The organism is Streptomyces sp. CB01635 (genome assembly GCF_002803065.1).
Classification (GTDB): domain Bacteria; phylum Actinomycetota; class Actinomycetes; order Streptomycetales; family Streptomycetaceae; genus Streptomyces.
Genome location: NZ_NNBL01000002.1, coordinates 835,669 through 860,936, shown reverse-complemented (window position 1 = coordinate 860,936; position 25,268 = coordinate 835,669). Strand labels below are relative to the sequence as shown.

Sequence of the window (25,268 nt, the reverse complement as noted above, 5' to 3'; positions counted from 1 at the left end):
TCCGGCTGCGCTGGGCGGGGGCGGCGCGGAGCCGGAGGGGCGGGTCGAGGGCGGGGCGCCGGGGGACGGTGCCGTCCGGCCCGTCCCGCCCGTCCCGCCTCAGGAGGCAGGGCCGTATCGGCCGAGTACTCCGTACCGGGGGTCGCCGGACGGGACCAACCCTTATCTGAAGCCGCCGGACGAACGGGCGGGCGATCGGCAGGATGATCCGCCGGACGATTTGTACGGGGCGCCGACGATGGTGGGGCCGGTCAGGCCCCCGGCGCCCCCTCGCCCGCGGGGGCGGCCCGGGTCCGGGTCCGGCAGGGGCGGATGGCCCGTGCCGCCACCGCCTCCTCCCCCACCACCACTTCCGCACGCGCCGTCGCCGTCGCCGTCGCCGTCACCGGAGGAAGAAGGGCCGCCGCCACCCCGCAGGGGCCCGCGCCGCTGAGCCGAGTGCGGGCGGTGGACGGCGAACCGGCCGGTCGGAGTGCGCGTCACACATGTCCGCCACGCGGACCACCGCCGCGCCGCGCGACGCGGGCCGGATAACGTGGGACCACCATGAGTGCTTCGCAGCCCCGCCACCCCGCTGATGTCCCGGTCGCAGTTCCGGACGACGTCCCGACGCTCCTCGTCAAGATATTCGGCAAGGACCGCCCCGGCATCACCGCCGGGCTCTTCGACACCCTCGCCGCCTACTCCGTCGATGTCGTCGACATCGAGCAGGTCGTCACCCGGGGACGCATCGTGCTGTGCGCCCTGGTGACGGAGCCGCCCCCCGGTCTCGAGGGCGATCTGCGGTCCACCGTCCACAGCTGGGCGGAGTCCATGCGGATGCAGGCCGAGATCATCTCGGGCATCGGCGACAACCGTCCGCGCGGGCTCGGCCGCTCCCTCGTCACCGTGCTCGGCCACCCACTGACCGCGGAGACGACGGCCGCCATCGCCGCCAGGATCACCGGCACCGGCGGCAACATCGACCGTATCTTCCGGCTCGCGAAGTACCCCGTCACCGCAGTCGAGTTCGCCGTTTCCGGCGCCGAGACCGAGCCCCTGCGCACCGCGCTCGCGACGGAGTCGGCGGCGCTCGGCGTCGATGTCGCGGTCGTCGCGGCCGGGCTGCACCGGCGCGCCCAGCGCCTCGTCGTGATGGACGTCGACTCGACCCTCATCCAGGACGAGGTCATCGAGCTCTTCGCGGCGCACGCGGGCTGCGAGGACAAGGTCGCCGAGGTCACCGCGTCGGCGATGCGCGGCGAGCTGGACTTCGAGCAGTCGCTGCACGCGCGTGTCGCGCTGCTCGCCGGGCTCGACGCGTCGGTCGTCGACAAGGTCCGCACCGAGGTGCGGCTCACGCCCGGCGCGCGTACCCTGATCCGCACGCTGAAGCGGCTCGGCTATCAAGTGGGCGTCGTCTCGGGCGGGTTCACCCAGGTCACGGACGATCTGCAGGACCGGCTCGGGCTCGACTTCGCCCAGGCCAACACCCTGGAGATCGTCGACGGCAAGCTGACCGGCCGGGTCACCGGCGAGATCGTGGACCGCGCGGGCAAGGCGCGGCTGCTGCGCCGGTTCGCCGCGGAGGCCGGGGTGCCGCTCGCGCAGACCGTGGCGATCGGTGACGGCGCCAACGATCTGGACATGCTGAACGCGGCGGGGCTCGGCGTCGCCTTCAACGCGAAACCCGTGGTCCGCGAGGCCGCGCACACAGCGGTGAACGTGCCGTTCCTCGACACCGTCCTCTACCTCCTCGGCATCACCCGTGAAGAGGTCGAGGCGGCGGACGCCCACGACGACTGACTCCGGTCGACGCGGACAGTTACGGATGCGGCGGGCCCCTGGTACCCATGCGGTACCGGGGCCCGTCGGCGTATCAGGGTCCGGCCGCCGGCCGACGGGTCACTTGGACGGTGCCCAGTAGTCGATGAGGGTGGCGGTGCCCGGTTCGAGGGACTTCCAGGAGCCGGTGAAGGAGAGGACCACGAAGGCGGAGGTCGGGAAGCCGCGCCGGGCCATCCGCTCCCCCGCGTCGCCCTCGACCTGCCCGGAGAGGACCTCGGCGAGGCCCTGGATCCCGGGGTTGTGGCCGACCAGCACCGCGCTCCGCACGTCGTCCGGGGTCTCGTTCAGCACGGAGATGAGCTCACCGGGCGAGGCCTCGTAGATCCGCTCCTCATACACCGTCCTGGGCCGGTGGGGCAGCTCGTGGACGGCGAGCTTCCACGTCTCACGGGTCCTCGCGGCGGTCGAGCAGAGGGCCAGGTCCAGGTCGATACCGGAGTCGGCGAGCTTGCGGCCGGCGACGGGGGCGTCCTTTCGGCCCCTCTCGGCGAGCGGCCTCTCGTGGTCGGAGACCTGGGGCCAGTCCGCCTTCGCATGCCGGAAAAGGACAATCCTGCGGGGTTCTGCGACGCTCATGGGTCCCAGCTTCGCATGAAACCGGCCACGGGGCGCAGGGAGTTGACGGGCTCGACCGGCACGGGTGACGCGCCGTGCGGCCTGCTCACGGGGCTGTGCGCAGCACCGCCTGCTGGATGCGGTCGAGGAGCTGGCCGACCGCCGGGTCGCCGGTCGCGGCGTGGGCGTCGGCCGGGTTGATGATCAGGAGCAGGAGCACGGCGAAGGTGATCGCGGGCAGGGCGATCGCCCACCACGGGAGCCTGACGTCGACGCCGCCCGCTGGGGCCGGGTGGGGCCTGGTGTGCGTAGGGGCCGACATGACGCCTCCGGGGTCCTCGAGATGCTCGGTGCCGTGGTCCGCGGTGCTCGCGGTCACATCTCGAATTTACGGAAGGTCGGGCCCTCAACCCATCCGGTGATCCACCCAGTTGACCCTGACACTGACCCCCTAGGGGTTGGGGGTGCTAGCACCCCCAACCCTGGCCGCGAACAGGCCGGGGACCGCTGTCACGGTGAGGCGACGACCACGACGGCGGCCATGGTCACGGTGAGGCGATCGAGGCGATGACCGCGATGATCACGGTGATGGCCAGCATCGAGCCGAGCACGATGAGGAGCTTCTTCTGGCCGTTCTGGGGGTTCGGGTCGAGCACAGGCGACATGCGGTCAGTCTCGCACCCTTTGCCCCGGCTCGCGGAGCCGGGGTGGGCCATGGGCCGATGTCAGACCGCCGCTGCCGGAGCGGCCTCGTCCTCGACCGTACGGTTGCGTCCCGCGATGACGCCCACCACGACCTGCGGCACCATCAGCGCCGCCATGAGCGCGATCGGGACACCCCAGCCGCCGCTGTGCTGGTAGAGCACACCGACGAGCAGCGGGCCGGGGATCGAGATCAGATAGCCGGTGCTCTGGGCGAAGGCGGAGAGCTTGGCGACGCCCGTGCCGGTCCGCGCCCGCATGCCGACCATCGTCAGGGCGAGCGGGAAGGCGCAGTTGGAGATGCCGAGGAGGACGGCCCACGCCCAGGCGCCGCCGGACGGGGCGAAGTAGAGGCCCGCGTAACCGGCGAGACCGCACACTCCGAGGGCGATCACGATGGGGCCCTGGCTGGGCAGGCGCGTGGCGAGGCGCGGGATGACGAAGGCGAGCGGTACGCCCATCGCCATGGTGACGGCGAGCAGTACGCCCGCGGTGCCCGCGGAGACGCCGGCGTCGCGGAAGATCTGCGCCATCCAGCCCATGGTGATGTAGGCCGCGGTGGCCTGGAGGCCGAAGAAGACGGCGAGCGCCCAGGCGGTGCGGCTGCGGGTGATGCGCAGGCCGTCGTCCCGCTGCGGGGTGCCGGCGGCGTTGCCGCCCTCGGTGCCCCGTTCGCGTGCGAGTGGGACCCACGGGACGACGGCGGCCACGGCGAGCGCGGCCCAGAGGGCGAGTCCGGTCTTCCAGCTGCCGCCGAGCGCGTCCGTCATGGGCACGGTCACGGCCGCCGCGAGGGAGGTGCCGAGCGCGAGGGCCATCGAGTAGAGGCCGGTCATGGAGCCCACGCGGTCGGGGAACCAGCGCTTGACGATCACCGGCATGAGGACGTTGCTGACCGCGATGCCCATGAGGGCGAGGGCGCTGGCGACGAGGAAGCCGACGGTGCTGCCGGTGAACGGGCGGATGACCAGACCGGCGGCGATCGCGGCCATGCCGGCGCACACCACGGCGCCGGGACCGAAGCGGCGGGCGAGCCGGGGCGCCATCACTCCGAAGATCGCGAAACAGAGCGGGGGTACGGAGGTGAGGAGGCCGGCGACGCTGCCGCTCATGCCGAGCCCGTCGCGCACCTCTTCGAGGAGGGCGCCGAGGCTGGTGATGGCGGGGCGCAGGTTCAGAGCCGCGAGGACGATGCCCACGATCATCAGGCGCACGGCCCACGCGCGCGTGGGGGCTGTTTTCGCTTCGGGTGCGCTCTCGGTACGTATCGGGGTCTGCGTCATCGTCGGGGTTTCCTCACTGGCCATGACCCCATCTTAGAATCATGGGATGATTGGCTGTCCAATCGGTTTGCGTCACACTTGGCGCGACGCACCGCCCGCGCCCGTTCTCCGCCCGCCCCAGTCATCGAACCAAGGACCGTCATGCCGCTGACCTCCCCCAGGCGCTCGGCTCTCTCCGAACAGGTCATCGCCGGGCTGCGCGCCCAGATCTCGTCGGGCGAGTGGCCGGTGGGCTCCCGCATCCCGACCGAGCCCGAGCTGGTCGAGCAGCTCGGCGTCGCGCGCAACACGGTGCGCGAGGCCGTGCGCGCGCTCGCCCACAACGGCCTGCTCGACATCCGGCAGGGCTCGGGCACCTACGTCGTCGCCACCAGCGAGCTGGCGGGCGTGATGCAGCGCAGGTTCGCCGACGCCGACCCCCGGCACATCGCAGAGCTGCGCTCGACCCTGGAGTCCAGCGCCGCGAGCCTCGCCGCGCAGCGCCGTACGGAGCGCGATCTCAAGCAGCTCGACGCGCTGATGGTGCGCCGGGAGGACGCGTGGGCGTCGGGCGACGCGGAGGCGTTCGTGGCCGCTGACGCGACCTTCCACCTGGCGGTCGTGGCCGCGTCCCACAACGACGTCATGACAGCGATGTACGCGGACCTCGGCGAGGTCCTGCGGGACGTCCTGCGCGTGGACGTGGGCGATGAGCTGAGGCCAGAGAACCACATGGACCACGCGGGTCTGCTCGACGCGATCCGCGTGGGTGACGCGGAGGCCGCCGCGGCGGAGGCGGCACGCTATCCGTTCCTGTGCCTGCCGGTCCGGCCCGGCAGGCACTGAGGAGAAACCCGAGCCGGGGCCCAGCGCTCAGCTGTCGACCTTGGCGTGGCTGATCCAGGCCGAGCGGACCTCTTTCCAGCACCGGCCGGTGAGCCGCACGGTCTCGGCTGCCTCGGCCGGGACCTGCCCGCCGTCGCTGTCTATGTCCCACCAGCGGTCGCACTCGACGTGGAGGCTGACCGCGTCGGTCGCCGGATACGGGTTGTGGCAGTACGCCGTCACGTCCGAACCGGCCACAGTCACCCGGCAGTCCGCTCCGAAGGGTTCGGTCCTGCGGTCGTCCCCGCTGTCGGGCACGCGCGCGTGGGGCGCGGTCCGGACGGGGTGGGAAGCGGCGTCGTACGGCACCGCGAAGAGGAGTACGAGGGCTGCGAGTACCGGGGTACCGCGCTGGAAAAGGCGCACAAGGGGACCTCCTCGGCCGTACGGAGAGGGGGAACGAACGCCTTCTCAGCCTGCGTGCTCACCCGTCGCGCCCGCCCGGCCAGTGGGCCGAACGGGTGACGCCCCGCCCCCCGCGCGCTGCGGGGAACGGGGCGTCGGCCACGCACGGGTGATCAGGCGCCGATCGCGTGCAGACCGCCGTCGACGTGGATGATCTCGCCGGTGGTCTTCGGGAACCAGTCGCTCAGCAGGGCGACGATGCCCTTGCCGGCCGGCTCCGGGTCCTTGAGGTCCCACTCCAGCGGGGAACGGCTGTCCCAGACTGCGGCCAGGTCGCTGAAGCCCGGGATGGACTTGGCGGCCATGGAGCCGATCGGGCCCGCCGAGATGAGGTTCGAGCGGACGTTCTGCTTGCCGAGGTCACGCGCGAGGTACCGGTTGGTGGCCTCGAGGGCGGCCTTGGCGGGGCCCATCCAGTCGTACTGCGGCCACGCGTACTGCGCGTCGAAGGTGAGGCCGACGACCGAGCCGCCGTTCTGCATCAGCGGCAGGCAGGCCATGGTCAGCGACTTCAGGGAGAAGGCGGAGACGTGCATGGCGGTGGCGACCGACTCGAACGGCGTGTTGAGGAAGTTGCCGCCGAGGGCGTCCTGCGGCGCGAAGCCGATGGAGTGCACGACACCGTCGAGGCCGCCGAGCTCCTCGCCGACGACGTCGGCCAGGCGGCCGAGGTGCTCGTCGTTGGTGACGTCGAGCTCGATGACCTTGGTGGGCTTGGGGAGCTTCTTGGCGATGCGCTCGGTCAGCGTGGGCCGCGGGAACGCGGTGAGGATGATCTCCGCACCCTGCTGCTGGGCCAGCTTCGCGGCGTGGAAGGCGATGGAGGACTCCATCAGCACACCAGTGATCAGGACGCGCTTGCCCTCGAGAATTCCGCTCATGGTGATCAGTGACCCATGCCCAATCCGCCGTCGACGGGAATGACGGCTCCAGTGATGTACGAGGCGTCGTCCGAGGCGAGGAACCGCACCGTCGCGGCAATCTCCTCGGGCTGCGCGTAGCGGCCGAGCGGCACCTGCTTCACGATGCCCTCGCGCTGCTCGTCGGTGAGCGCCTTGGTCATGTCGGTGTCGACGAAACCGGGCGCGACGACGTTGAAAGTGAGGTTGCGCGACCCGAGCTCACGGGCGAGGGAGCGCGCGAAACCGACCAGACCCGCCTTCGACGCGGCGTAGTTCGCCTGTCCCGCGGAGCCGAGGAGGCCGACCACGGAGGAGATCAGCACGACGCGGCCCTTCTTGGCCCGCAGCATGCCGCGGTTGGCACGCTTCACGACGCGGAAGGTGCCGGTGAGGTTGGTGTCGAGGACCGACGTGAAGTCGTCCTCGGACATGCGCATGAGGAGCTGGTCCTTGGTGACGCCGGCGTTGGCCACGAGGACCTCGACGGGACCGTGCTTCTCCTCGATCTCCTTGTAGGCCTGCTCCACCTGCTCACTGTCGGTGATGTCGCACTTGACGGCGAGGAGGCCGGCCTTCTCCAGCTCGGACGCGTCGCCCGAGCGGTATGTGATCGCGACCTTGTCGCCGGCGTCGGCGAATGCACGGGCGATGGCGAGGCCGATGCCCCGGTTTCCTCCGGTGACGAGAACCGAGCGGCTCAACGGATCACCCTTTCCATAGCGGTCTGGTACCTCGAAAACCTATCGGTACCGCCCTGGATACGGAGAATCGACCACCGACAGTGGCGCAGGAGAGTCGCTGTCGGGTCCCTACAGAAAAGTGTGGCCGCGGGGGCCGCCGACGCGACATGATCGGAGCTGGCCGGTGCCCGCACCCGGGAGCGGCCGGTGCCCGAGGCTCCTGACAGCGCTGACGACAGCGTCTCCGACAGCAGGGAGAACATCCGTGCCCCATTCGATCGATGAAGCCTTCACGGCGCTGCCGCTGCGGGCCCTCGCCGATGCCGCGCTGGCCCGCGCGCGGGCTCTCGGCGCCGACCACGCGGACTTCCGCCTGGAGCGGGTGCGCAGCGCGGAACGGCGGCTGCGGGACGCGCGGCCCGCGGGCTCGTCGGACACCACGGACCTGGGGTACGCGGTGCGCGTCGTGCACGGCGGCACATGGGGCTTCGCGTCGGGCGTGGATCTGACGATGGACGCGGCCGCGAAGGTGGCGTCGCAGGCCGTCGCGATGGCGAAGCTGTCGGCGCAGGTGATCAAGGCCGCGGGTTCGGACGAGAGAGTGGAGCTGGCCGCCGAGCCGGCGCACGAGGACCGGACGTGGGTGTCCTCGTACGAGATCGATCCGTTCTGTGTGCCGGACGAGGAGAAGGCGGGGCTGCTCGCCGACTGGAGTGCGCGGCTGCTCGGGGCGGACGGCGTCGACCATGTGGACGCCTCACTCCTCACCGTGCACGAGAACAAGTTCTACGCCGACACGGCGGGGACGGTGACGACGCAGCAGCGCGTCCGGCTGCATCCGCAGCTGACGGCCGTCGCCGTGGACGGGACGAGCGGCGAGTTCGACTCGATGCGGACCCTTGCGCCGCCGGTGGGCCGCGGCTGGGAGTACCTCACCGGGACCGGCTGGGACTGGGACCGCGAGCTGGCCGAGATCCCGGAGCTGCTCGCCGAGAAGATGCGGGCGCCCAGCGTCGAGGCCGGCCTGTACGACCTCGTGGTCGACCCGTCCAACCTGTGGCTGACCATCCACGAGTCGATCGGCCACGCGACCGAGCTGGACCGTGCGCTCGGCTACGAGGCGGCGTACGCGGGCACCTCCTTCGCCACGTTCGACCAGCTCGGGAAGCTCAAGTACGGATCCGAGATCATGAACGTGACGGGTGACCGCACCGCCGAGCACGGCCTCGCGACCATCGGGTACGACGACGAAGGCGTGGCCGGGCAGTCCTGGGACCTGGTCAGGGACGGGACGCTCGTCGGCTATCAGCTGGACCGCCGTATCGCGAAGCTGACGGGCTTCGACCGGTCGAACGGGTGCGCCTACGCGGACTCCCCCGGCCATGTGCCCGTCCAGCGCATGGCGAACGTGTCGCTGCAGCCGGACCCGGGCGGCCTGTCGACCGAGGACCTGATCGGGGGCGTCGACCGCGGGATCTACGTCGTCGGCGACCGGTCCTGGTCGATCGACATGCAGCGCTACAACTTCCAGTTCACGGGGCAGCGGTTCTACCGCATCGAGAACGGACGGCTCGCCGGACAGCTGCGCGATGTCGCCTACCAGGCCACGACCACGGACTTCTGGGGTTCGATGGCGGCGGTCGGCGGCCCGCAGACGTACGTGCTGGGCGGTGCGTTCAACTGCGGAAAGGCCCAGCCGGGGCAGGTCGCGGCCGTGTCGCACGGCTGCCCGTCCGCCCTGTTCAAGGGCGTGAACATTCTGAACACCACGCAGGAGGCGGGACGATGACCGGTCACCACGGAGTCTGCCGGGGGTCCGGGGGCCGTCCCCCGGGCGAGCACAGCCTGAACACCACGCAGGAGGCCGGTCGATGAGCCCTCGGACGAACAAGCCGCACGAGATCGTCGAGCGTGCCCTCGCACTGTCCTCGGCGGACGGCTGCGTGGTCATCGCCGACGAGACGTCCACCGCGAATCTGCGCTGGGCGGGCAACGCGCTCACGACGAACGGTGTGACCCGCGGGCGCACCCTCACCGTCATCGCGACGGTCGACGGCAAGGAGGGCACGGCCTCGGGAGTCGTCTCGCGGTCGGGAGTGACCGCGGCCGACCTCGAACCCCTGGTGCGGGCCGCCGAGGCCGCGGCCCGGGGCGCGGCGCCCGCGGAGGACGCCGGGCCGCTGGTGTCCGGAGTACCGCACTCCGGCGACTTCACGGACGCGCCCGCCGAGACCTCGTCGGCCGTCTTCGCGGACTTCGCGCCCGCCCTCGGCGAGTCGTTCGCCCGCGCCCGGGCCGGCAGCCGCGAGTTGTACGGCTTCGCCAACCACGAGCTCGTATCCAGCTATCTCGGTACGTCGACGGGCCTGCGCCTTCGGCACGACCAGCCGAACGGGACGCTGGAGATGAACGCGAAGTCGCCGGACCGGACGCGTTCCGCGTGGGCCGGACGCTCGACGCGCGACTTCAAGGACGTCGACCCGGGCGCGCTGGACGCCGAGCTGGCGCAGCGCCTCGACTGGGCGCGCCGCCGCATCGAGCTGCCCGCCGGCCGCTACGAGACGCTGCTGCCGCCGACCGCGGTCGCCGATCTGCTGATCTACCAGCTGTGGTCGGCCGCGGCCCGGGACGCCGCCGAGGGCCGGACCGTCTTCAGCAAGCCCGGCGGCGGCACGCGCGTCGGCGAGCGGCTGACGGAGCTGCCGCTGACGCTGCGCAGCGACCCGAACGAGCCGGGCCTGGAGTCGGCGCCGTTCGTCCTCGCCCATGCCTCGGGCGACAGCGCCTCCGTCTTCGACAACGGTCTTCCGCTGACGGCGACGGACTGGGTACGCGAGGGCGAGCTGGCCCATCTGACGACGACCCGGCACAGCGCGGGCCTCACCGGCCTCCCGGTCGCGCCGGCGATCGACAACCTGATCCTGGACGGGGGCGAGGACCGCTCCCTGGACGAGATGGTCGCGGCCACCGGGCGCGGGCTGCTCCTGACCTGCCTCTGGTACATCCGCGAGGTCGATCCGGCGACACTTCTCCTGACCGGTCTGACCCGGGACGGTGTGTACCTCGTGGAGGACGGCGAGGTGGTGGGCGAGGTGAACAACTTCCGGTTCAACGAGTCGCCCGTCGATCTGCTGGGGCGCGCGGTGGAGGCCGGGCGGACGGAAAAGACGCTGCCCAGGGAGTGGAGCGACTGGTTCACCAGGGCGGCCATGCCGGCCCTGCGGGTGCCGGACTTCAACATGAGCTCGGTCAGCCAGGGCGTCTGACCCCGTAACCTGGTCGGGCAGCATCCAAGTCATCCAAGGAGATACGAGAACCGTGACGGACATCGTCGACGAACTTCAGTGGCGCGGCCTGCTGGCCCTGTCCACTGACGAGGACGCATTGCGCAAGGCGTTCGCGGACGGTCCCCTCACGTTCTATTGCGGGTTCGACCCGACCGCGCCCAGTCTCCACCTCGGCAACCTGGTCCAGATCCTCACCATGCGCCGCATCCAGCTCGCGGGGAACCTCCCGCTGGGCCTGGTCGGCGGGGCCACCGGCCTGATCGGCGACCCGAAGCCGAATGCCGAGCGGACGCTGAACGCCCCGGAGACGGTGGCGCTGTGGGTCGAGCGGCTGCGCGGGCAGATCGAGCGGTTCCTCGACTTCGAGGGCCCGTACGCCGCCCGCATGGTCAACAACCTGGACTGGACCTCGGGTCTGTCGGCGATCGACTTCCTGCGGGACATCGGCAAGTACTTCCGGGTCAACAAGATGATCGCCAAGGAGGCCGTCTCCCGGCGGCTCAATTCCGACGCGGGCATCAGCTACACCGAGTTCAGCTACCAGATCCTCCAGGGCATGGACTTCATGGAGCTGAACCGTCGATACGGCTGCACGCTGCAGACCGGCGGCAGCGACCAGTGGGGCAACCTCACCGCGGGCACCGACCTGATCCACCGGGTCGAGCCGGAGGCATCGGTGCACGCGCTGGCCACCCCGTTGATCACCAAGGCGGACGGCACCAAGTTCGGCAAGACGGAGTCCGGCACGGTCTGGCTCGACGACGAGCTGACCACCCCGTACGCCTTCTACCAGTTCTGGCTGAACGCCGACGACCGCGATGTGTCCAAGTTCCTGCGGATCTTCAGCTTCAGGTCCCGTGAGGAGATCGAGGACCTGGAGCGACAGACCGAGGAGCGGCCGCAGGCGCGGTCCGCCCAGCGGGCCCTCGCCGAGGAGCTGACGACGCTGGTGCACGGCGCCGACCAGTGCGCCGCCGTCATCGCCGCGTCCAAGGCGCTGTTCGGGCAGGGCGACCTGGGTGAGCTGGACGAGGCGACCCTCGCGGCCGCGCTCTCCGAGCTGCCGCACGCGAAGGTCGACACGCTCGGCCCGGTCGTGGACCTGCTCGCCGAGGTCGGCCTCGTGGCGAGCAAGTCGGCCGCCCGGCGCACGGTGAAGGAGGGCGGCGCGTACGTGAACAACGTGAAGGTCGCCGGCGAGGACGCGGTGCCGACCGCGGACGAGCTGCTGCACCGGCGCTGGCTCGTGCTGCGCCGCGGCAAGAAGAACCTGGCGGCGATCGAGGTCGTCGGCGCCTGAGCGCGCAGGACCGAAATCACAGCCGGAAGGGCGGCCCCGCACCTGGTGCGGGGCCGCCCTTCCGGCTGTGTCAGGCTCGCTGTTTGTTGCCTCGCATGGCCACCCAGGCCATGTCCCCCAGCCACACGATGACCACGGCTCCGGCCAGTTGGAGCAGGTGCCGGGTCCAGTCGATTCCCTTGGTGTCGTTGACGCCGATCCAGGTGGCGACCGAGTTGCCCAAGACGCTGCCGATGATCCCGAAGACCACCGTCAGCCACAGAGGGATCTGCTGCTTGCCCGGAAGGATCGCCTTCGCGATCAGTCCGAGCACCAGACCCACGATGATCGCCCACAACCAGCTCATGTCGTCGCCTCCTCTGTGGCGCTCTGTGCGCATCTGCGCCCAGTCTCGGCTTATCCGCCATACGGCGCATGTCGGGCGCATCCATACGCGGTACGGCGCAGCAAGTACGCGCAGGACGGGCCCGCCCCGGTCTCGAACACGGAGGAAGCCGGGCGTACCGTGGAGGCAGTCCGGACCGGGGAGAGTCCGGCATGGCAGGCAGGCGGTGGAATGTGATGCGGAAGCAGAGCAGCAGTGAGGTCTTCCGGATCACCGGGGCGAGGCAGGGCCTCGCCGACGACGTCCGCGGCAGGCAGCGCCGCTATGTCATCTCGATGTCGGTCCGCACTCTCGCCGTGATCCTCGGCGCGGCCCTGTGGAACGTGGAACGCCCGGTCGCGATCGTGGCCCTGGTGCTCGGTCTGCTGCTCCCCTACGTCGCCGTGGTCATCGCCAACGCGGGCCGGGAGAACGTCCCTTCACTGCCGTCGACGTTCGTCACCGCGCCGATGCGGCCGATGCTCTCGGCGCCCGCCGCCACCGCCCCCGCGGAATCCGTTCCGAAGGAGAACACCGGTGCGCACGACGAGGAGCGGCGTGATCACTTGGGTGACCGCGGCTGACCACCGGCTATCCGCAAAGCTCAAGAAAAGCTCAGATCAATCATGTAGTTCCGGTGCCGGGCGGCCGGTCCCCCGTGACATACTTCGTACGCGCTCCGCATCCCCCGTCGGAGCGACGGACCGACGCCGGGCAGCTCCCCCCGTGGCTGCTCGGCGTCGCCTTTGTTTGGGCGCGTAAGTGTTTGGGGCGGTACCTGTGAGTGACGAAAACCCGATCTGTTCCGCCAAGGGCTGCCGCGTCGACGCGGTCTGGGTGCTCGCCTGGAACAACCCGAAGCTGCACACGCCGGAGCGGCGCAAGACGTGGCTCGCGTGCGACGAACACCGCGAGCACCTCTCCCAGTTCCTCGGTGTGCGCGGCTTCCTGAAGGACGTCGTCGCGCTGAAGGACTGGGAGTCCGGGGACCGCGAGGGCTGAGCGCTCCGGGTCAGCCACCGATCGCGGACATCGGGCGCTCGGGCTGGAGGAACTTCGGGTCGTCCAGGCCGGAGCCGGCCTTCTTGCCCCACATGGCGAGCTTCCATATGCGGGCGATCTCCTCGTCCCCGCTGTCCGAGCGCAGCGCCGCGCGCAGGTCCGTCTCCTCACTGGCGAACAGGCAGGTGCGCACCTGTCCGTCGGCGGTGAGCCGGGTGCGGTCACAGGCCGAGCAGAACGGGCGGGTGACGGAGGCGATGACGCCGACGCGCTGCGGTCCGCCGTCCACGAGCCAGCGCTCTGCGGGGGCGGAACCCCGTTCGTCGGAGCCCTCGGCCGTGAGGTCGAAGCGCGTGCGCAGGGACGCGAGGATGTCACCGGCGGTGATCATGCCGTCGCGCTTCCAGCCGTGCTGGGCGTCCAGCGGCATCTGCTCGATGAAGCGCAGCTCGTAGTCGTGCTCGACGGCCCAGGCGAGGAGGTCGGGTGCCTCGTCGTCGTTCAGCCCCGGCATCAGCACGGAGTTGACCTTGACGGGGGTGAGTCCGGCTTCGCTTGCGGCTTCGAGGCCGGCGATGACGTCCTTGTGGCGGTCACGCCGGGTGAGCGTCTTGAAGACGTCGGGGCGCAGGGTGTCCAGCGAGACGTTGACCCGGTCGAGGCCGGCCTGCTTGAGGGCGGCGGCGGTGCGCTTCAGTCCGATCCCGTTCGTCGTCAGGGACATCTGGGGGCGGGGCTCCAGCTGGGCCACCTGCTCCACGATGCCGACGAGGCCGGGGCGCAGCAGGGGCTCGCCGCCGGTGAATCTGACCTCCGTGATGCCGAGTTGGGTGACGGCGATCCGGATGAGCCGGACGATCTCGTCGTCCGTGAGCAGATCGGGCTTGGCCAGCCACTGAAGGCCCTCTTCGGGCATGCAGTACGTACACCGGAGATTGCACCGGTCGGTCAGCGAGACGCGGAGGTCGGTGGCCACTCGGCCATAAGTGTCGATCAGCACGTGGGCCCCCTCTCCGATACGGATCTGATGGTGCGAGCCTACGTGATGGGCCTGACATCAGCGGGCTCCCGATCCCACGGGAGCGGGACGGCCGCATCGTAGATCCATACGAGGATCTGCGACGCGGCCGTCCGAATCCCGAGGTCAGTGGGCTCCCGTACCGGTGAGGGAGCGGACTTCGAGCTCCGCGTATTTGCCGGCGTCCGCCTTCTCCTTGGACAGGACGGTGCCGAGCCAGCCGAGCAGGAACCCGACCGGGATCGAGATGATGCCCGGGTTCTCCAGCGGGAACCAGTGGAAGTCGACGCCCTTGAACATGGACGTCTTCGGGTTGCCGGAGACGACCGGCGAGAACAGCACCAGGAAGACCGCCGTGAAGAGGCCTCCGTAGATCGACCAGAGCGCGCCCTGCGTGGTGAAGCGCTTCCAGAAGAGGCTGTAGAGGATCGTCGGCAGGTTGGCGGAGGCGGCGACCGCGAAGGCGAGGGCGACCAGGCCGGCCACGTTCAGGTCGCGGGCGAGTGCGCCGAGGCCGATGGAGACGATGCCGATGAAGACGGTCGCCCAGCGGGCCGCCTTCATCTCCTGCTTCTCGGAGGCCTTGCCCTTCTTGATGACGTTCGCGTAGATGTCGTGCGCGAACGAGGAGGACGAGGCGAGGGTCAGGCCCGCGACGACCGCGAGGATCGTGGCGAAGGCAACCGCCGAGATGGTCGCGAGAAGGATCGCGCCCCACGACGAGTCGACCCCGCCGAGGTGCAGCGCGAGCAGCGGCGCCGCGGTGTTGCCCGCCGGGTTGGACGCGATGATCTCGTCCGGCTTGATGAGGGCGGCGGCGCCGAAGCCGAGCGCGATCGTCATCAGGTAGAACGCGCCGATGATGCCGATCGCCCAGTTCACGGACTTACGGGCGGCCTTGGCCGTGGGGACCGTGTAGAAGCGGATCAGGATGTGCGGCAGTCCGGCGGTGCCGAGGACGAGCGCGATGCCGAGCGAGATGAAGTCGATCTTCGACGTCGACGTGGCGCCGTACTTGAGTCCGGGCTCCAGGAACGCGGCGCCCTTTCCGCTGTTGGCGGCCGCCTTGCCGAGCAGGTCGGAGACGTTGAAGTTGAACTTCAGGAGGACCAGGAAGGTGAGCAGTATCGTGCCCGCGATCAGGAGCACCGCCTTGACCATCTGGACCCAGGTGGTGCCCTTCATGCCGCCGATGGTGACGTACACGATCATCAGGACGCCGACGAGGGCGACGATGCCGACCTTGCCCGCGTCGGACGTGATGCCGAGGAGCAGCGAGACCAGGACGCCCGCGCCCGCCATCTGCGCGAGCAGGTAGAAGATCGACACGACGATCGTGGAGGTGCCGGCGGCGGTGCGGACCGGGCGCTGGCGCATCCGGTACGCGAGGACGTCGCCCATCGTGTATCGGCCGGAGTTGCGCAGCGGCTCGGCGACCAGGAGCAGGGCGACGAGCCAGGCGACGAGGAAGCCGATGGAGTAGAGGAATCCGTCGTAGCCGAAGAGGGCGATGGCTCCGGCGATGCCGAGGAACGAGGCCGCGGACATGTAGTCGCCGGAGACGGCGAGTCCGTTCTGGAAGCCGGTGAACTGGCGTCCGCCCGCGTAGAAGTCGGCGGCGTTCCTCGTCTGGCGGCCCGCCCAGACGGTGATCACCAGGGTGGCGAGGACGAAGACCGCGAACAGGGAGATGATCAGCGGCCGGTGCTCGCTCGCCTCACCCGCGGCGATTACCTGCGTGACTGCGGAGCTCATGCGCCGCCCTCCATCCGGGACTTGATCGCCTCGGCCTTGGGGTCGAGCTTGGTGGCGGCGTGGCGGGAGTACCACCAGGCGATGAGGAACGTGGTCAGGAACTGGGCGAGGCCGAGGACCAGCGCGACATTGATGTTGCCGAACAGCTTGGTGCCCATGAAGTCGCCCGCGTAGTTCGACAGCAGTACGTACAGCAGGTACCAGGTGATGAAGGCGACGGTCAGGGGGAAGGCGAACGAGCGGTGCGCGTGGCGCAGTTCGGCGAACTCCGCGCTCGCCTGCTCCGCGATGAACTCCTCCGTGGAGGGCGGTGCGGGTTGGGTGCGGGAGCCGCTTTTCTGCGGTGGCGGTGCATCGGTGGCCACGGAGTCTCCTCGCGGTGCGGGTGCGGCGGGTGAAACGGACATGTGGTTCTCAGACCTCACAGTGATCTGGATCACCTGGGCCGGGAGGCGATGGTAGGGCCACCCGGCGTGATCCGACAGGGGGCGAGGATCGTGCGCATGCCCCCTGCTCAACGTCACGGGGGCACATGCACACCGGTTCAATCGCGTTGCCCAGTCATGCGTTTTCTTTGGGATTTCATTGCTGGCCTGCGAGGACCCGGGATACGTTCACCCGAGCACCACGCGTCATGTACCTGCCCGGGCACCAACTGTGTTCGGGCTTTTCCATATACGACGGATGATGTGGAGATCCCATGGCTCATCTGCGCTCCAGACGCCGGCTGGCGCTCACCCTGCCGCTCGGCCTCGCGCTCACCGCGTCCCTCGGCTTCCTGCCCGGCGCCGCGTCGGCCGCACCCTCCGACTCCCGCGCCGCCACGGCCGGTTCGGCCACCGCCGACGCCGGGGCACTCGCGTACGTCGTGAACAGCAGGACGGACCACCGCACCCTCGCGTCCGTGAAGAGGGCGATCACCGAGGCCGGCGGGACCGTCGTCGCCTCGTACGACCGGATCGGCGTGATCGTCGTCCACGCGTCCGACCCGGACTTCGGCAAGCAGATACGCGCCGTCAAGGGCGTGCAGTCGGCGGGCGCCACGCGTACGTCACCGCTGGTCGCCGCCGGCACCACGGACGAGGGCGGCGTCCAGGTCCTGTCGAAGGCGCAGGCCAAGTCCCTTGCCGCGCACGCCACTTCGGGCACCGAGCCGCTCGAGGCCGACCAGTGGGACCTGCGGGCGATCGGCGCCGACCAGGCCGCGAGGATCAACCCGGGCAGCCGCAACGTCACGGTCGGTGTCATCGACACCGGCGTGGACGACACCCACCCGGACCTCGCCCCCAACTTCTCCGCGTCGCAGTCCGCGAACTGTGTCGGCGGCAAGGCGGACACCTCGCCCGGCGCCTGGCGCCCCTACGACCCGGCCGAGGACTACCACGGCACGCACGTCGCCGGTGAGATAGCAGCGGCCCGCAACGGCATAGGCGTCGCCGGGGTCGCTCCCGGTGTGAAGGTCGCGGGCATCAAGGTCAGCGACCCCAACGACGGCCTGTTCTACCCGGAGAACGTGGTCTGCGCCTTCGTGTTCGCCGCCGACCACGGCGTCGAGGTCACCAACAACAGCTATTACGTGGACCCCTGGCTCTACAACTGCATGGACGACCCGGACCAGAAGGCCATCGTCGACGCGGTCAACCGGGCCCAGCTGTACGCCCAGAAGAAGGGCACGCTCAACCTGGCGTCGGCCGGCAACTCCAACGACGACCTGGACTCGGACGCGCTCGTCGACGACTCCAGCCCCGACGACTCGACGCCGGTCCACCGCACGATCGACCCGCACAAGTGCTTCGACATCCCGACGCAGCTGCCGGGCGTCGTCACCGTCAGCGCTTCGGGCCCGACGGGCGCCAAGTCGTACTACTCCAGCTACGGCAAGGGCGTCATCGACATCGCGGCGCCGGGCGGCGACAAGTTCCAGTTCCCGGACACCCCGTCGAAGAACGGCCGCATCCTCTCGACGATGCCGGGCGGCCAGTACGGCTTCCTCCAGGGCACGTCGATGGCGTCGCCGCACGCCGCCGGTGTCGCCGCGCTGCTCAAGTCGGCCCACCCGAGGGCCACTCCGGCCCAGCTCCAGGCGCTCCTCAAGGCCGAGGCCGACAACCCGGGCTGCCCGTCGAACCCGTACGACGGGGACGGCGACGGTGTCGTCGACGCCACCTGCGAGGGCGGGAAGCGCGTCAACGGCTTCTACGGCTTCGGCATCGTCGACGCACTCGACGCCGTCAAGAAGTGACGGGGACGCGAACCGTCAAGCAGCCCTGCATCAAAGGCACTTGGGGTGGCTACGGCTGCCTGCCGCTCCACGCATCCCGAACGCAACGACCCCAGGAGACACCATGACGGCGCCCCTCGCGCGCTCCCGCTCCATCCGCCGTTCGATAGCCGTCCCGGCCGGGATGGCCATGGCCACGGCTCTCGCGTTCCTGCCGAACGTCACCGCGTCGGCCGCAGGACAGGCTCCGCAGGCCCCTCAGGCGTCGGTCGCCACGGACGGCCCGTCGCTCAGCTATGTCGTCAACGTGCGCTCGGGACACGGCGCTTCGGGCGCCGTCCAGAAGGAGATCACCAAGGCCGGCGGCACCGTCGTCGTCGCGTACGACAAGATCGGTGTCATCGTCGCGCACTCCTCGAACCCGGACTTCGCGAAGACGATCCGCAAGGCCCGCGGGGTCGACTCGGCGGGTGCCACGCGCACCGCTCCGCTGCCCGCCCAGTCCACGGCCGACCTCGGCACCCCGAAGGCGCTGACCGCCGCCCAGCTGGCCGCCACGGCCGGTCAGGCAGCCGCCGGACAGGACCCGCTGGAGCCGTTGCAGTGGGACCTGCCCGCCATCAAGGCGGACAAGGCGCACGAGAAGTCGCTCGGCAGCAGCAAGGTCACCGTCGCCGTGATCGACACCGGTGTCGACGACACCCACCCGGACATCGCGCCGAACTTCGACCGCGGGGCGTCCGCGAACTGTGTGTCGGGCAAGCCGGACACGACAGACGGCTCGTGGCGTCCCAGCGCCTCGGAGAGCCCGCACGGCACACATGTCGCGGGTGAGATCGCGGGCGCCAAGAACGGCCTCGGCATCACGGGTGTCGCGCCCGGCGTGAAGGTCTCGGGCATCAAGGTGGGCAACCCGGACGGCTTCTTCTACACGGAGGCCGTGGTGTGCGGCTTCGTGTTCGCGGCCGAGCACGGCGTGGACGTCACCAACAACAGCTATTACACCGACCCGTGGTACTTCAACTGCACCGACGACCCGGATCAGAAGGCCCTGGTGAAGGCCGTCGCGCGGGCCTCGCAGTACGCGGAGAAGAAGGGCGCCGTGAACGTCGCGGCGGCGGGCAACGAGCGCTACGACCTGGCGTCCGACGAGATCACCGACCCGTCGAGCCCGAACGACACGACGCCGGGCGACCGGGTCGTCGACCCGTCCAAGTGCTTCGACATCCCGACGCAGCTGCCGGGTGTCGTCACGACCGCGGCGACCGGGGCCAAGGGCCTCAAGTCGTCGTTCTCCAACTACGGCCGGGGCATCATCGACATCGCGGCCCCGGGCGGCGACTCGACGGCGTACCAGACGCCGGCGCCGCCCGCCACGAGCGGCCTGATCCTCGGCCCGCTGCCCGGCGGCAAGTGGGGCTACATGGCCGGTACGTCGATGGCGTCCCCGCACGTCGCCGGTGTCGCCGCGCTGATCAAGTCGACGCACCCGCACGCGTCCGCGGCGGCCGTGAAGGCGCTCCTGTACGCGCAGGCCGACGCCACGCCGTGCACCGACCCGTACGACATCGACGGCGACGGCAAGGTCGACGCGGTGTGCGAAGGCGGCAAGAACAAGAACGGCTTCTACGGGCACGGCATCGCCGACGCCCTGGACGCGGTGACCAAGTAACCGCGTAAGCACAGCAGTTCAGGTGGGCCGGGCGACTGCGTCCGGCCCACCTGTCTCGTTCCGCGGACCGTGCGCGATAGTGCCTGCATGACACATGCACCGGTGGGTGAGGGAACGCGGACGGCCTGGGCGGCTCTCGGCGGCGACCCGGCCCTGACCTCGAACATCGCGTCCGTCGTACGCGAAGGGGCACTGCCCGCGAGGCTGCCCGTGATCGACCTGGCGCGCGCGTGCGTGGGCGCGTGCTCGCTGGCCGCAGCCGAGCTGGCCGCGCGGCGCGCCGGACGGCCGCTGCCGCGCGTGGTTCTCGACGACGGGGCACTGGCCACCGCGTTCGTCAGCGAACGGCATCTGCTGATCGACGGGCGCGCGACGGTCAACTTCGCGCCACTGTCCCGGTTCTGGCGCACGGCGGACGGATGGCTGCGCACCCACGCCAACTATCCGCACCACCGCGCGCGCCTGCTGGCCGCCCTCGGGCTCGGCGACGACGCGTCCGTGGAGCGGGTCGCCGCGCTGTTCGCGGAGCGGTCGGCCGCCGAGATCGAGGAGACCGTGTATGCCGCCGGTGGCCTGGCCGTCGCCCTGCGGACCATGGAGGAGTGGGCCGCGCACCCGCAAGGGGAGGCGGTCGCCGGACGGCCGCTGCTCGACCGGGAGCGGCTCGACGACGCGGCGCCGCGGTCGCTGTCCCCGCTCACGGGAGACCCGCTGCTGCCCGCGGACGGGCTGCGCGTCCTCGACCTGACGCGGGTCACCGGCGGTCCCGTCGCCACCCGCACCCTCGCGCTGTTCGGCGCGGACGTGCTGCGCGTCGACGCCCCGCAGCTGCCGGAGGATCCGGAGGCCCACGCGGACACCGGATCCGGGAAGCGGTCCACCCGGCTCGATCTGACGGGCGCGGCGGACCGGCGCGCCTTCGACGACCTCCTCGCGGGCGCGGACGTCGTCGTGACCGGCTACCGGCCCGGCGCGCTCGACCGGTTCGGCCTCGCTCCCGGGGCGCTGGCCTCCCGCAGGCCCGGGCTCGTGGTGGCGCAGCTGTCCGCGTGGGGCGCGTACGGGCCGTGGGGCGAGCGGCGCGGCTTCGACAGCGTGGTGCAGGTGGCCACGGGCATCGCGGCCGTCGAGGGGTCCGGGGAGCGGCCGGGGGCGCTGCCCGCGCAGGCACTGGACCACGGCACGGGCTATCTCCTCGCGGCGGCCGTCCTGCGCGCCGTCACCGAGCAGCTGGACGAGGGCGGCACGCGCGCGTTGCGGCTGGCGCTCGCCCGGACCGCGCACTGGCTGACGCGGGAGCTCCAGCACGGACCCACCGCGGCCACGGAGACGTACGACGCCGAGGACCCGGCGCGCTGGCTCACGGAGACCGACAGTCCCGCGGGGCGGCTGCGCCACGCGCTGCCACCGGCCGGTTTCACCGGAGGGCCCGTCAACTGGGCCCGCCCGTCCGGGCTTTGGGGTACCGACTCGCCCGAGTGGCGCCATGGCTGAAGCCGGCCGCCCAGGCGGAATGCCACTGCGCCAGTTGTTTTCCCGGCCTTGCCCGGATCTGTCACAGCTGGTGAAGATCTCGAAGTGAGTTCCATACGACAGACCACCGAGGCGCCCGCCCCCGGCGGGGACGACACCGCCCCTCACGCCCGACGGCCCGCCACCGGGCGGGCCGTCGCCGCGCTCGTCCTCGTGGCCGCCGCCACGGTGATCCCCCTGCTCGGGCCCTCCGCCGTCCTCGACGGCACGGGTGAGGCGGCGGCGCCCGGGGTCACCGGTGTGGCGCTCCTTCGAACGCTCCTGTTCGCCGCTCTCTGTGTGCAGCTGGGCGAGCTGTTCGCGGCGCGGCTCACCCAGCGGGTGCCCGGGGCGCCGCCCGGGGACGGACCGCGCAGCTGGTCGGCGTACGCGCCCTGGGCGGGGTTCCTGGCCGCGCTGGGACTCGCGTCGATCGTGGCGAACGGCAACCTCGTGCCGCATGCGCTCTCCGACCTGGACATCGCCGGGCTCTACGGGACCAGGGACGGCACCCTCGCCCTCCTTGAGGTCAACGCCTTCGTGGTGGCGGCCCTGTGCGCCCGCTCACGCCACCCGGCGACCGCGCTCGCGCCACTGGCCGCCGTCGTGGTGGGCGAGGCGCTGCGCGTCCACCCGCCGGCCGAGCACACGGCGTACCTGGGCTCGGCCCTGACCCTCGTCCATCTGACGTGTGCCGCGCTGTGGGTGGGCGGTCTGCTGCACGTCCTGCGGACGCTGCGCCGCTGGCGTACGACGGCTCCTGAGGCGGGGGCCGCGCTGCTGGGGCTCTACGCGCGCGTGGCGGCCGTCCTGCTCGCCGCCATCACTGCTACGGGCGTGTGCAGCACGCTGCGGCGGATGCCGGTGAGCACGGTCCTCGACCAGCTGGTGACGACGGCCTACGGGCGCACCCTGCTGGCGAAGGTGATCCTCGTGGCCGTCGTCTCCGTGCTCGCCCTGGTCGCGCGGGGCCGCCAGCGCAATGGCGGCCTGGGGGCCGCGTACGCGCCCGCGCGCGCGGAGGTGGCGGTCCTGGGCGTGGTGGTCGCGGTGTCGGCCGTCCTGACCGCGCTGCCGCTCCCGATCCGCTGGTCGTGAACCCCCGCGCGCGGGGCGTCAGTTGGTGACGAGCACCTTGAGCGCGGTGCGCTGGTCCATCGCCTTGTAGCCGTCCGGGACACCTTCGAGGCCGACGGTCAGGTCGAAGACGGGCGACGGGTCGATCTTGCCGTCGAGAATGTCGGGCAGCAGCTGCGGGATGTACGTGCGCACGGGCGCGACGCCGCCCCGCAGGGCGATGTTCCGGTCGAACATGACGCTGAGGTCGAGACCGGTGCCGCTGCCGTGCGGCACGCCGACGAAGCCGATGGCGCCGCCGTCGCGGGTGATGTTCACGGCCGTGCTCATGGACTGCTCGGTGCCGACGGCCTCGATCACGGCGTGGGCGCCCTGACCGCGGGTCAGCTCACGGACGGCCTCGATCGCCGCGTCCCCGCGCTCGGCGACGACGTCGGTGGCGCCGAAGCGGCGCGCGATGTCGGTACGGACCTGGTGGCGGCCGAGCGCGATGATCCGCTCGGCGCCGAGCCGCTTGGCCGCGAGGACGGCGCACAGGCCGACGGCGCCGTCACCGACGACGGCGACCGTGGCGCCCGCGCGCGCACCGGCGCCGAGCGCGGCGTGGTGGCCGGTGCCCATGACGTCGGAGAGCGTGAGCAGCGCGGTCAGGAGGTGGTCGTCGGAGGCGGCGTCGGCGGGCAGCTGGACGAGGGTGCCGTCGGCGTACGGGACGCGGACCGCTTCGCCCTGGCCGCCGTCGTAACCGACCGCGCCCCAGAAGCCGCCGTGCTCGCAGGAGGTGGTGAGGCCCTCGGTGCAGTAGTCGCAGACACCGTCCGACCACATGAAGGGGGCTACGACCAGGTCGCCGCGCCGGACGCCGGTCACCTCGGAGCCGGTGTCCTCGACGATGCCGAGGAACTCGTGTCCGATGCGCTGGCCGGGCTGGCGCGCCGCCTCGCCACGGTACGCCCACAGATCGCTGCCGCAGATGCAGGCCCGCAGGACCCTGACGACAGCGTCGGTGGGGAGCTGGACGACGGGTTCCGGCACGTCCTCCACGCGCATGTCGAACGGGGCATGGATGGTGGTGGCGCGCATGAGTGGGGGTCCTTCGTGCTGGTCACAGGCGCCGCTGACGGATCGCGTGCGGGGCGCCTCAGGAGGTGGTCGTACGCTTTTCACGGTACGCCGCCGCCGGTGTCGCCCGCGCATCGAGGGGGTGTCCGAGCACGCCGCGCGCCAGCAGGTACTGGGCGGCCACGTAGGTGAGCATCACCCAGAAGTCGGGCCGCGGGAGCTGCGGCCAGTCGGCGACGCCCGTCGCGATGAGCGTGTCCGACAGCAGGAACAGCGCGCCGCCCCACCCCGCCGCGCGGCCCATGCGCGAGGAGCCGTACGCCATGGCGGTCAGGAGCAGGCTGTAACCGGCTACGGGCCCGCGCATGTCGGCCGGCAGGTCGGGCCACAGGAGCGCCACGGTCGTCACGAGCGCGATGCCGTACGCGGCCGCGAGCAGCCCGCCACGCGCGCGTGGCGTGCCCGCGCGCTTGAAGAGCACGAGGTAGCAGACGTGTCCGGCGGCGAAGGACCCCATGCCCGCGAGGAACGCGACATCGGCGTCGAAGAGCAGCAGCAGGTCGCCGCCCCACCCGAACAGCAGGGCGGCGGTCAGGAGCCGCGGGCCGCCGCGCACGACGACGGACGCGGCGAGCAGCGGCATGAGGAGCGGTTTGGCGACGGTGTGTACGAGGTCGGTCCCGGCGAGCAGGGCGATCAGGTCGACGGCCGTCGCCACCGCGAAGGCGGCGAGCAGGAGGCGGGCCGCGCGTTCACGAGCAGGTGCCGGCGCCTCCCCAGGCGCCGGGGCCGGAGTCGGCGTCATGCGGCTCCCTCAGTGGCCTTCTCCGCGGCCTGGCCCGCGGTGGGGGCCAGGGTCGGCACGGTCCCGTCCTTCGGCTGCCACCCCGGCCCGCCGAACACCCTGCCGCCCCGCTCGCGCCAGCTGCCGGCCGCCTTCAGGTCCCTGGCGATGGCCGCGTACTCGTGCGTGGCGACCCGCAGCGGGTTGTACGTGCTGATGTTCTTGGTCAGGCCGAACACCGGGCGCTCGACCTCGGCCACGAACGACCCGAAGAGGCGGTCCCAGACGATCAGGATGCCGCCGAAGTTACGGTCCAGGTAGCCGCCCTGGGAAGCGTGGTGGACGCGGTGGTGGGAGGGCGTGTTGAGGACGAACTCGAAGGCGCGCGGCAGCTTGTCGATGCGCTCGGTGTGGATCCAGAACTGGTAGACGAGGTTCACCGAAGAGCAGAACGCGAGCGCGGCCGGGTGCACGCCGCACGCGATGAGCGGCAGGTAGAACGGCCACACCGTCAGGCTCGTCCACGGCTGGCGGAGCGCGGTCGACAGGTTGAACTTGCGGCTGGAGTGGTGCACGACGTGGCAGGCCCACAGGATGCGGATGACATGGTGTCCGCGGTGCGACCAGTAGTAGAAGAAGTCCTGCGCGAGGAGCATCAGCGGGATCGTCCACCACAGGATCGGCACGCGCAGCGGCGTCAGCTCGTAGACCGCCGTGTAGATCGCGACGATCGGGATCTTCCACAGGAAGTCGAAGACGAGGCTGCCGAGTCCCATGCCGATGCTCGTCGCGGCGTCCTTGGTCTCGTAGCCTGCGGCGTCGTCATCGGGATGGATGCGCACGCTCACGATCTCGACGACGGTGAGCAGCACGAAGGCCGGGATCGACCAGAGCACGACATCGGGCAGGTTCGGCGACATGCCTGCACCGTAGAGCCACGGACGGGCCACGGCTAGACGTTGTTACCGACAAGTATTACTCGTGGTAAGACTCTCG

At 71.0% G+C, this 25,268-nt stretch carries 25 protein-coding genes; 11 read left to right on the top strand and 14 right to left on the bottom strand.

Annotation, left to right across the window (positions count from 1 at the left end; translation table 11 throughout):
* Positions 1-546 precede the first annotated feature (546 nt).
* A complete protein-coding gene (serB, locus tag CG723_RS07985) occupies positions 547-1,785 on the top strand; it encodes a phosphoserine phosphatase SerB (RefSeq protein ID WP_100592527.1) in 1,239 nt (412 codons plus the stop codon).
* Between the two features lie 99 nt (positions 1,786-1,884).
* Here serB and CG723_RS07980 read toward each other — a convergent pair whose 3' ends face one another.
* The 4 genes from CG723_RS07980 to CG723_RS07970 form a co-directional block, all read right to left on the bottom strand.
* Positions 1,885-2,403, bottom strand: coding sequence for a SixA phosphatase family protein (locus CG723_RS07980; RefSeq protein WP_100592526.1), 519 nt, complete (start codon positions 2,401-2,403; stop codon positions 1,885-1,887).
* Positions 2,404-2,488: 85 nt separating this feature from the next.
* On the bottom strand, positions 2,489-2,704 hold the full coding sequence (locus tag CG723_RS07975) for a hypothetical protein (protein ID WP_100592624.1): 216 nt from the start codon (positions 2,702-2,704) through the stop codon (positions 2,489-2,491).
* Positions 2,705-2,927: 223 nt separating this feature from the next.
* Positions 2,928-3,047 (bottom strand): SGM_5486 family transporter-associated protein, encoded by a 120-nt coding sequence (locus CG723_RS48630; RefSeq protein ID WP_264484672.1) that lies wholly within the window; start codon positions 3,045-3,047, stop codon positions 2,928-2,930.
* A gap of 60 nt (positions 3,048-3,107) precedes the next feature.
* Positions 3,108-4,391 carry a CynX/NimT family MFS transporter gene (locus CG723_RS07970; RefSeq protein WP_100592525.1) on the bottom strand — a complete coding sequence of 428 codons (1,284 nt, stop codon included), beginning with the start codon at positions 4,389-4,391 and terminating at the stop codon, positions 3,108-3,110.
* A gap of 117 nt (positions 4,392-4,508) precedes the next feature.
* Here CG723_RS07970 and CG723_RS07965 point away from each other — a divergent pair, with 117 nt between their 5' ends.
* Entirely contained in the window at positions 4,509-5,192 is a 684-nt protein-coding gene (locus CG723_RS07965) for a FadR/GntR family transcriptional regulator (RefSeq protein WP_100592524.1), read from the top strand.
* A gap of 27 nt (positions 5,193-5,219) precedes the next feature.
* Here CG723_RS07965 and CG723_RS07960 read toward each other — a convergent pair whose 3' ends face one another.
* The 3 genes from CG723_RS07960 to fabG form a co-directional block, all read right to left on the bottom strand.
* The gene (locus CG723_RS07960; RefSeq protein WP_100592523.1) at positions 5,220-5,597 is read right to left on the bottom strand and encodes a hypothetical protein; all 378 of its coding nucleotides are present in this window, start codon (positions 5,595-5,597) and stop codon (positions 5,220-5,222) included.
* A 152-nt stretch (positions 5,598-5,749) separates the two neighbouring features.
* The gene (gene fabI / locus CG723_RS07955; RefSeq protein WP_100592522.1) at positions 5,750-6,517 is read right to left on the bottom strand and encodes an enoyl-ACP reductase FabI; all 768 of its coding nucleotides are present in this window, start codon (positions 6,515-6,517) and stop codon (positions 5,750-5,752) included.
* Between the two features lie 5 nt (positions 6,518-6,522).
* Positions 6,523-7,239, bottom strand: a complete 717-nt coding sequence (gene fabG, locus CG723_RS07950) for a 3-oxoacyl-[acyl-carrier-protein] reductase (protein ID WP_100592521.1) — start codon at positions 7,237-7,239, stop codon at positions 6,523-6,525.
* Between the two features lie 244 nt (positions 7,240-7,483).
* On the opposite strand from fabG, the gene CG723_RS07945 reads away from it, so the two are divergent.
* The 3 genes from CG723_RS07945 (at position 7,484) to tyrS (ending at position 11,805) form a co-directional block, all read left to right on the top strand.
* Positions 7,484-9,007, top strand: coding sequence for a TldD/PmbA family protein (locus tag CG723_RS07945; RefSeq protein ID WP_100592520.1), 1,524 nt, complete (start codon positions 7,484-7,486; stop codon positions 9,005-9,007).
* A gap of 82 nt (positions 9,008-9,089) precedes the next feature.
* Positions 9,090-10,484, top strand: coding sequence for a metallopeptidase TldD-related protein (locus tag CG723_RS07940; protein ID WP_100592519.1), 1,395 nt, complete (start codon positions 9,090-9,092; stop codon positions 10,482-10,484).
* A gap of 52 nt (positions 10,485-10,536) precedes the next feature.
* Positions 10,537-11,805, top strand: a complete 1,269-nt coding sequence (gene tyrS / locus CG723_RS07935) for a tyrosine--tRNA ligase (protein WP_100592518.1) — start codon at positions 10,537-10,539, stop codon at positions 11,803-11,805.
* A gap of 70 nt (positions 11,806-11,875) precedes the next feature.
* Here tyrS and CG723_RS07930 read toward each other — a convergent pair whose 3' ends face one another.
* Entirely contained in the window at positions 11,876-12,151 is a 276-nt protein-coding gene (locus CG723_RS07930) for a GlsB/YeaQ/YmgE family stress response membrane protein (protein WP_100592517.1), read from the bottom strand.
* Between the two features lie 215 nt (positions 12,152-12,366).
* Here CG723_RS07930 and CG723_RS07925 point away from each other — a divergent pair, with 215 nt between their 5' ends.
* Both CG723_RS07925 and CG723_RS07920 read left to right on the top strand, forming a co-directional pair.
* Positions 12,367-12,753: a DUF3099 domain-containing protein gene (locus CG723_RS07925; protein WP_100592516.1), complete on the top strand. Its 387-nt coding sequence runs from the start codon at positions 12,367-12,369 to the stop codon at positions 12,751-12,753.
* 196 nt (positions 12,754-12,949) lie between these two features.
* Positions 12,950-13,171, top strand: a complete 222-nt coding sequence (locus CG723_RS07920; protein WP_100592515.1) for a hypothetical protein — start codon at positions 12,950-12,952, stop codon at positions 13,169-13,171.
* A 10-nt stretch (positions 13,172-13,181) separates the two neighbouring features.
* On the opposite strand, the gene moaA is transcribed toward CG723_RS07920, so the two are convergent.
* From moaA to CG723_RS07905, 3 genes are all read right to left on the bottom strand, one after another.
* Positions 13,182-14,171, bottom strand: a complete 990-nt coding sequence (moaA, locus tag CG723_RS07915; RefSeq protein WP_100592514.1) for a GTP 3',8-cyclase MoaA — start codon at positions 14,169-14,171, stop codon at positions 13,182-13,184.
* Between the two features lie 144 nt (positions 14,172-14,315).
* Complete coding sequence (locus tag CG723_RS07910; RefSeq protein ID WP_100592513.1) at positions 14,316-15,944, bottom strand: solute symporter family protein; 1,629 nt, start codon at positions 15,942-15,944, stop codon at positions 14,316-14,318.
* Positions 15,941-16,309, bottom strand: coding sequence for a DUF485 domain-containing protein (locus CG723_RS07905; RefSeq protein WP_100592512.1), 369 nt, complete (start codon positions 16,307-16,309; stop codon positions 15,941-15,943). The genes CG723_RS07910 and CG723_RS07905 overlap by 4 nt, the downstream gene beginning before the upstream one ends.
* Before the next feature lie 335 nt (positions 16,310-16,644).
* On the opposite strand from CG723_RS07905, the gene CG723_RS07900 reads away from it, so the two are divergent.
* The 4 genes from CG723_RS07900 (at position 16,645) to CG723_RS07885 (ending at position 22,447) form a co-directional block, all read left to right on the top strand.
* Positions 16,645-18,186 (top strand): S8 family peptidase, encoded by a 1,542-nt coding sequence (locus tag CG723_RS07900; protein WP_100592511.1) that lies wholly within the window; start codon positions 16,645-16,647, stop codon positions 18,184-18,186.
* Between the two features lie 103 nt (positions 18,187-18,289).
* The gene (locus tag CG723_RS07895) at positions 18,290-19,837 is read left to right on the top strand and encodes a S8 family serine peptidase (RefSeq protein ID WP_100592510.1); all 1,548 of its coding nucleotides are present in this window, start codon (positions 18,290-18,292) and stop codon (positions 19,835-19,837) included.
* Between the two features lie 87 nt (positions 19,838-19,924).
* Positions 19,925-21,331, top strand: a complete 1,407-nt coding sequence (locus tag CG723_RS07890) for a CoA transferase (protein ID WP_100592509.1) — start codon at positions 19,925-19,927, stop codon at positions 21,329-21,331.
* An 84-nt stretch (positions 21,332-21,415) separates the two neighbouring features.
* Positions 21,416-22,447: a CopD family protein gene (locus CG723_RS07885; protein WP_442802529.1), complete on the top strand. Its 1,032-nt coding sequence runs from the start codon at positions 21,416-21,418 to the stop codon at positions 22,445-22,447.
* Positions 22,448-22,465: 18 nt separating this feature from the next.
* Here CG723_RS07885 and CG723_RS07880 read toward each other — a convergent pair whose 3' ends face one another.
* From CG723_RS07880 to CG723_RS07870, 3 genes are read right to left on the bottom strand one after another with little or no spacing between them, the layout of a single operon-like run.
* Positions 22,466-23,509: a zinc-dependent alcohol dehydrogenase family protein gene (locus CG723_RS07880; protein ID WP_100592508.1), complete on the bottom strand. Its 1,044-nt coding sequence runs from the start codon at positions 23,507-23,509 to the stop codon at positions 22,466-22,468.
* Between the two features lie 58 nt (positions 23,510-23,567).
* A complete protein-coding gene (locus tag CG723_RS07875) occupies positions 23,568-24,293 on the bottom strand; it encodes a lysoplasmalogenase (protein WP_100592507.1) in 726 nt (241 codons plus the stop codon).
* Positions 24,290-25,192, bottom strand: coding sequence for a sterol desaturase family protein (locus CG723_RS07870; protein WP_100592506.1), 903 nt, complete (start codon positions 25,190-25,192; stop codon positions 24,290-24,292). The genes CG723_RS07875 and CG723_RS07870 overlap by 4 nt, the downstream gene beginning before the upstream one ends.
* Between the last annotated feature and the right edge of the window lie 76 nt (positions 25,193-25,268).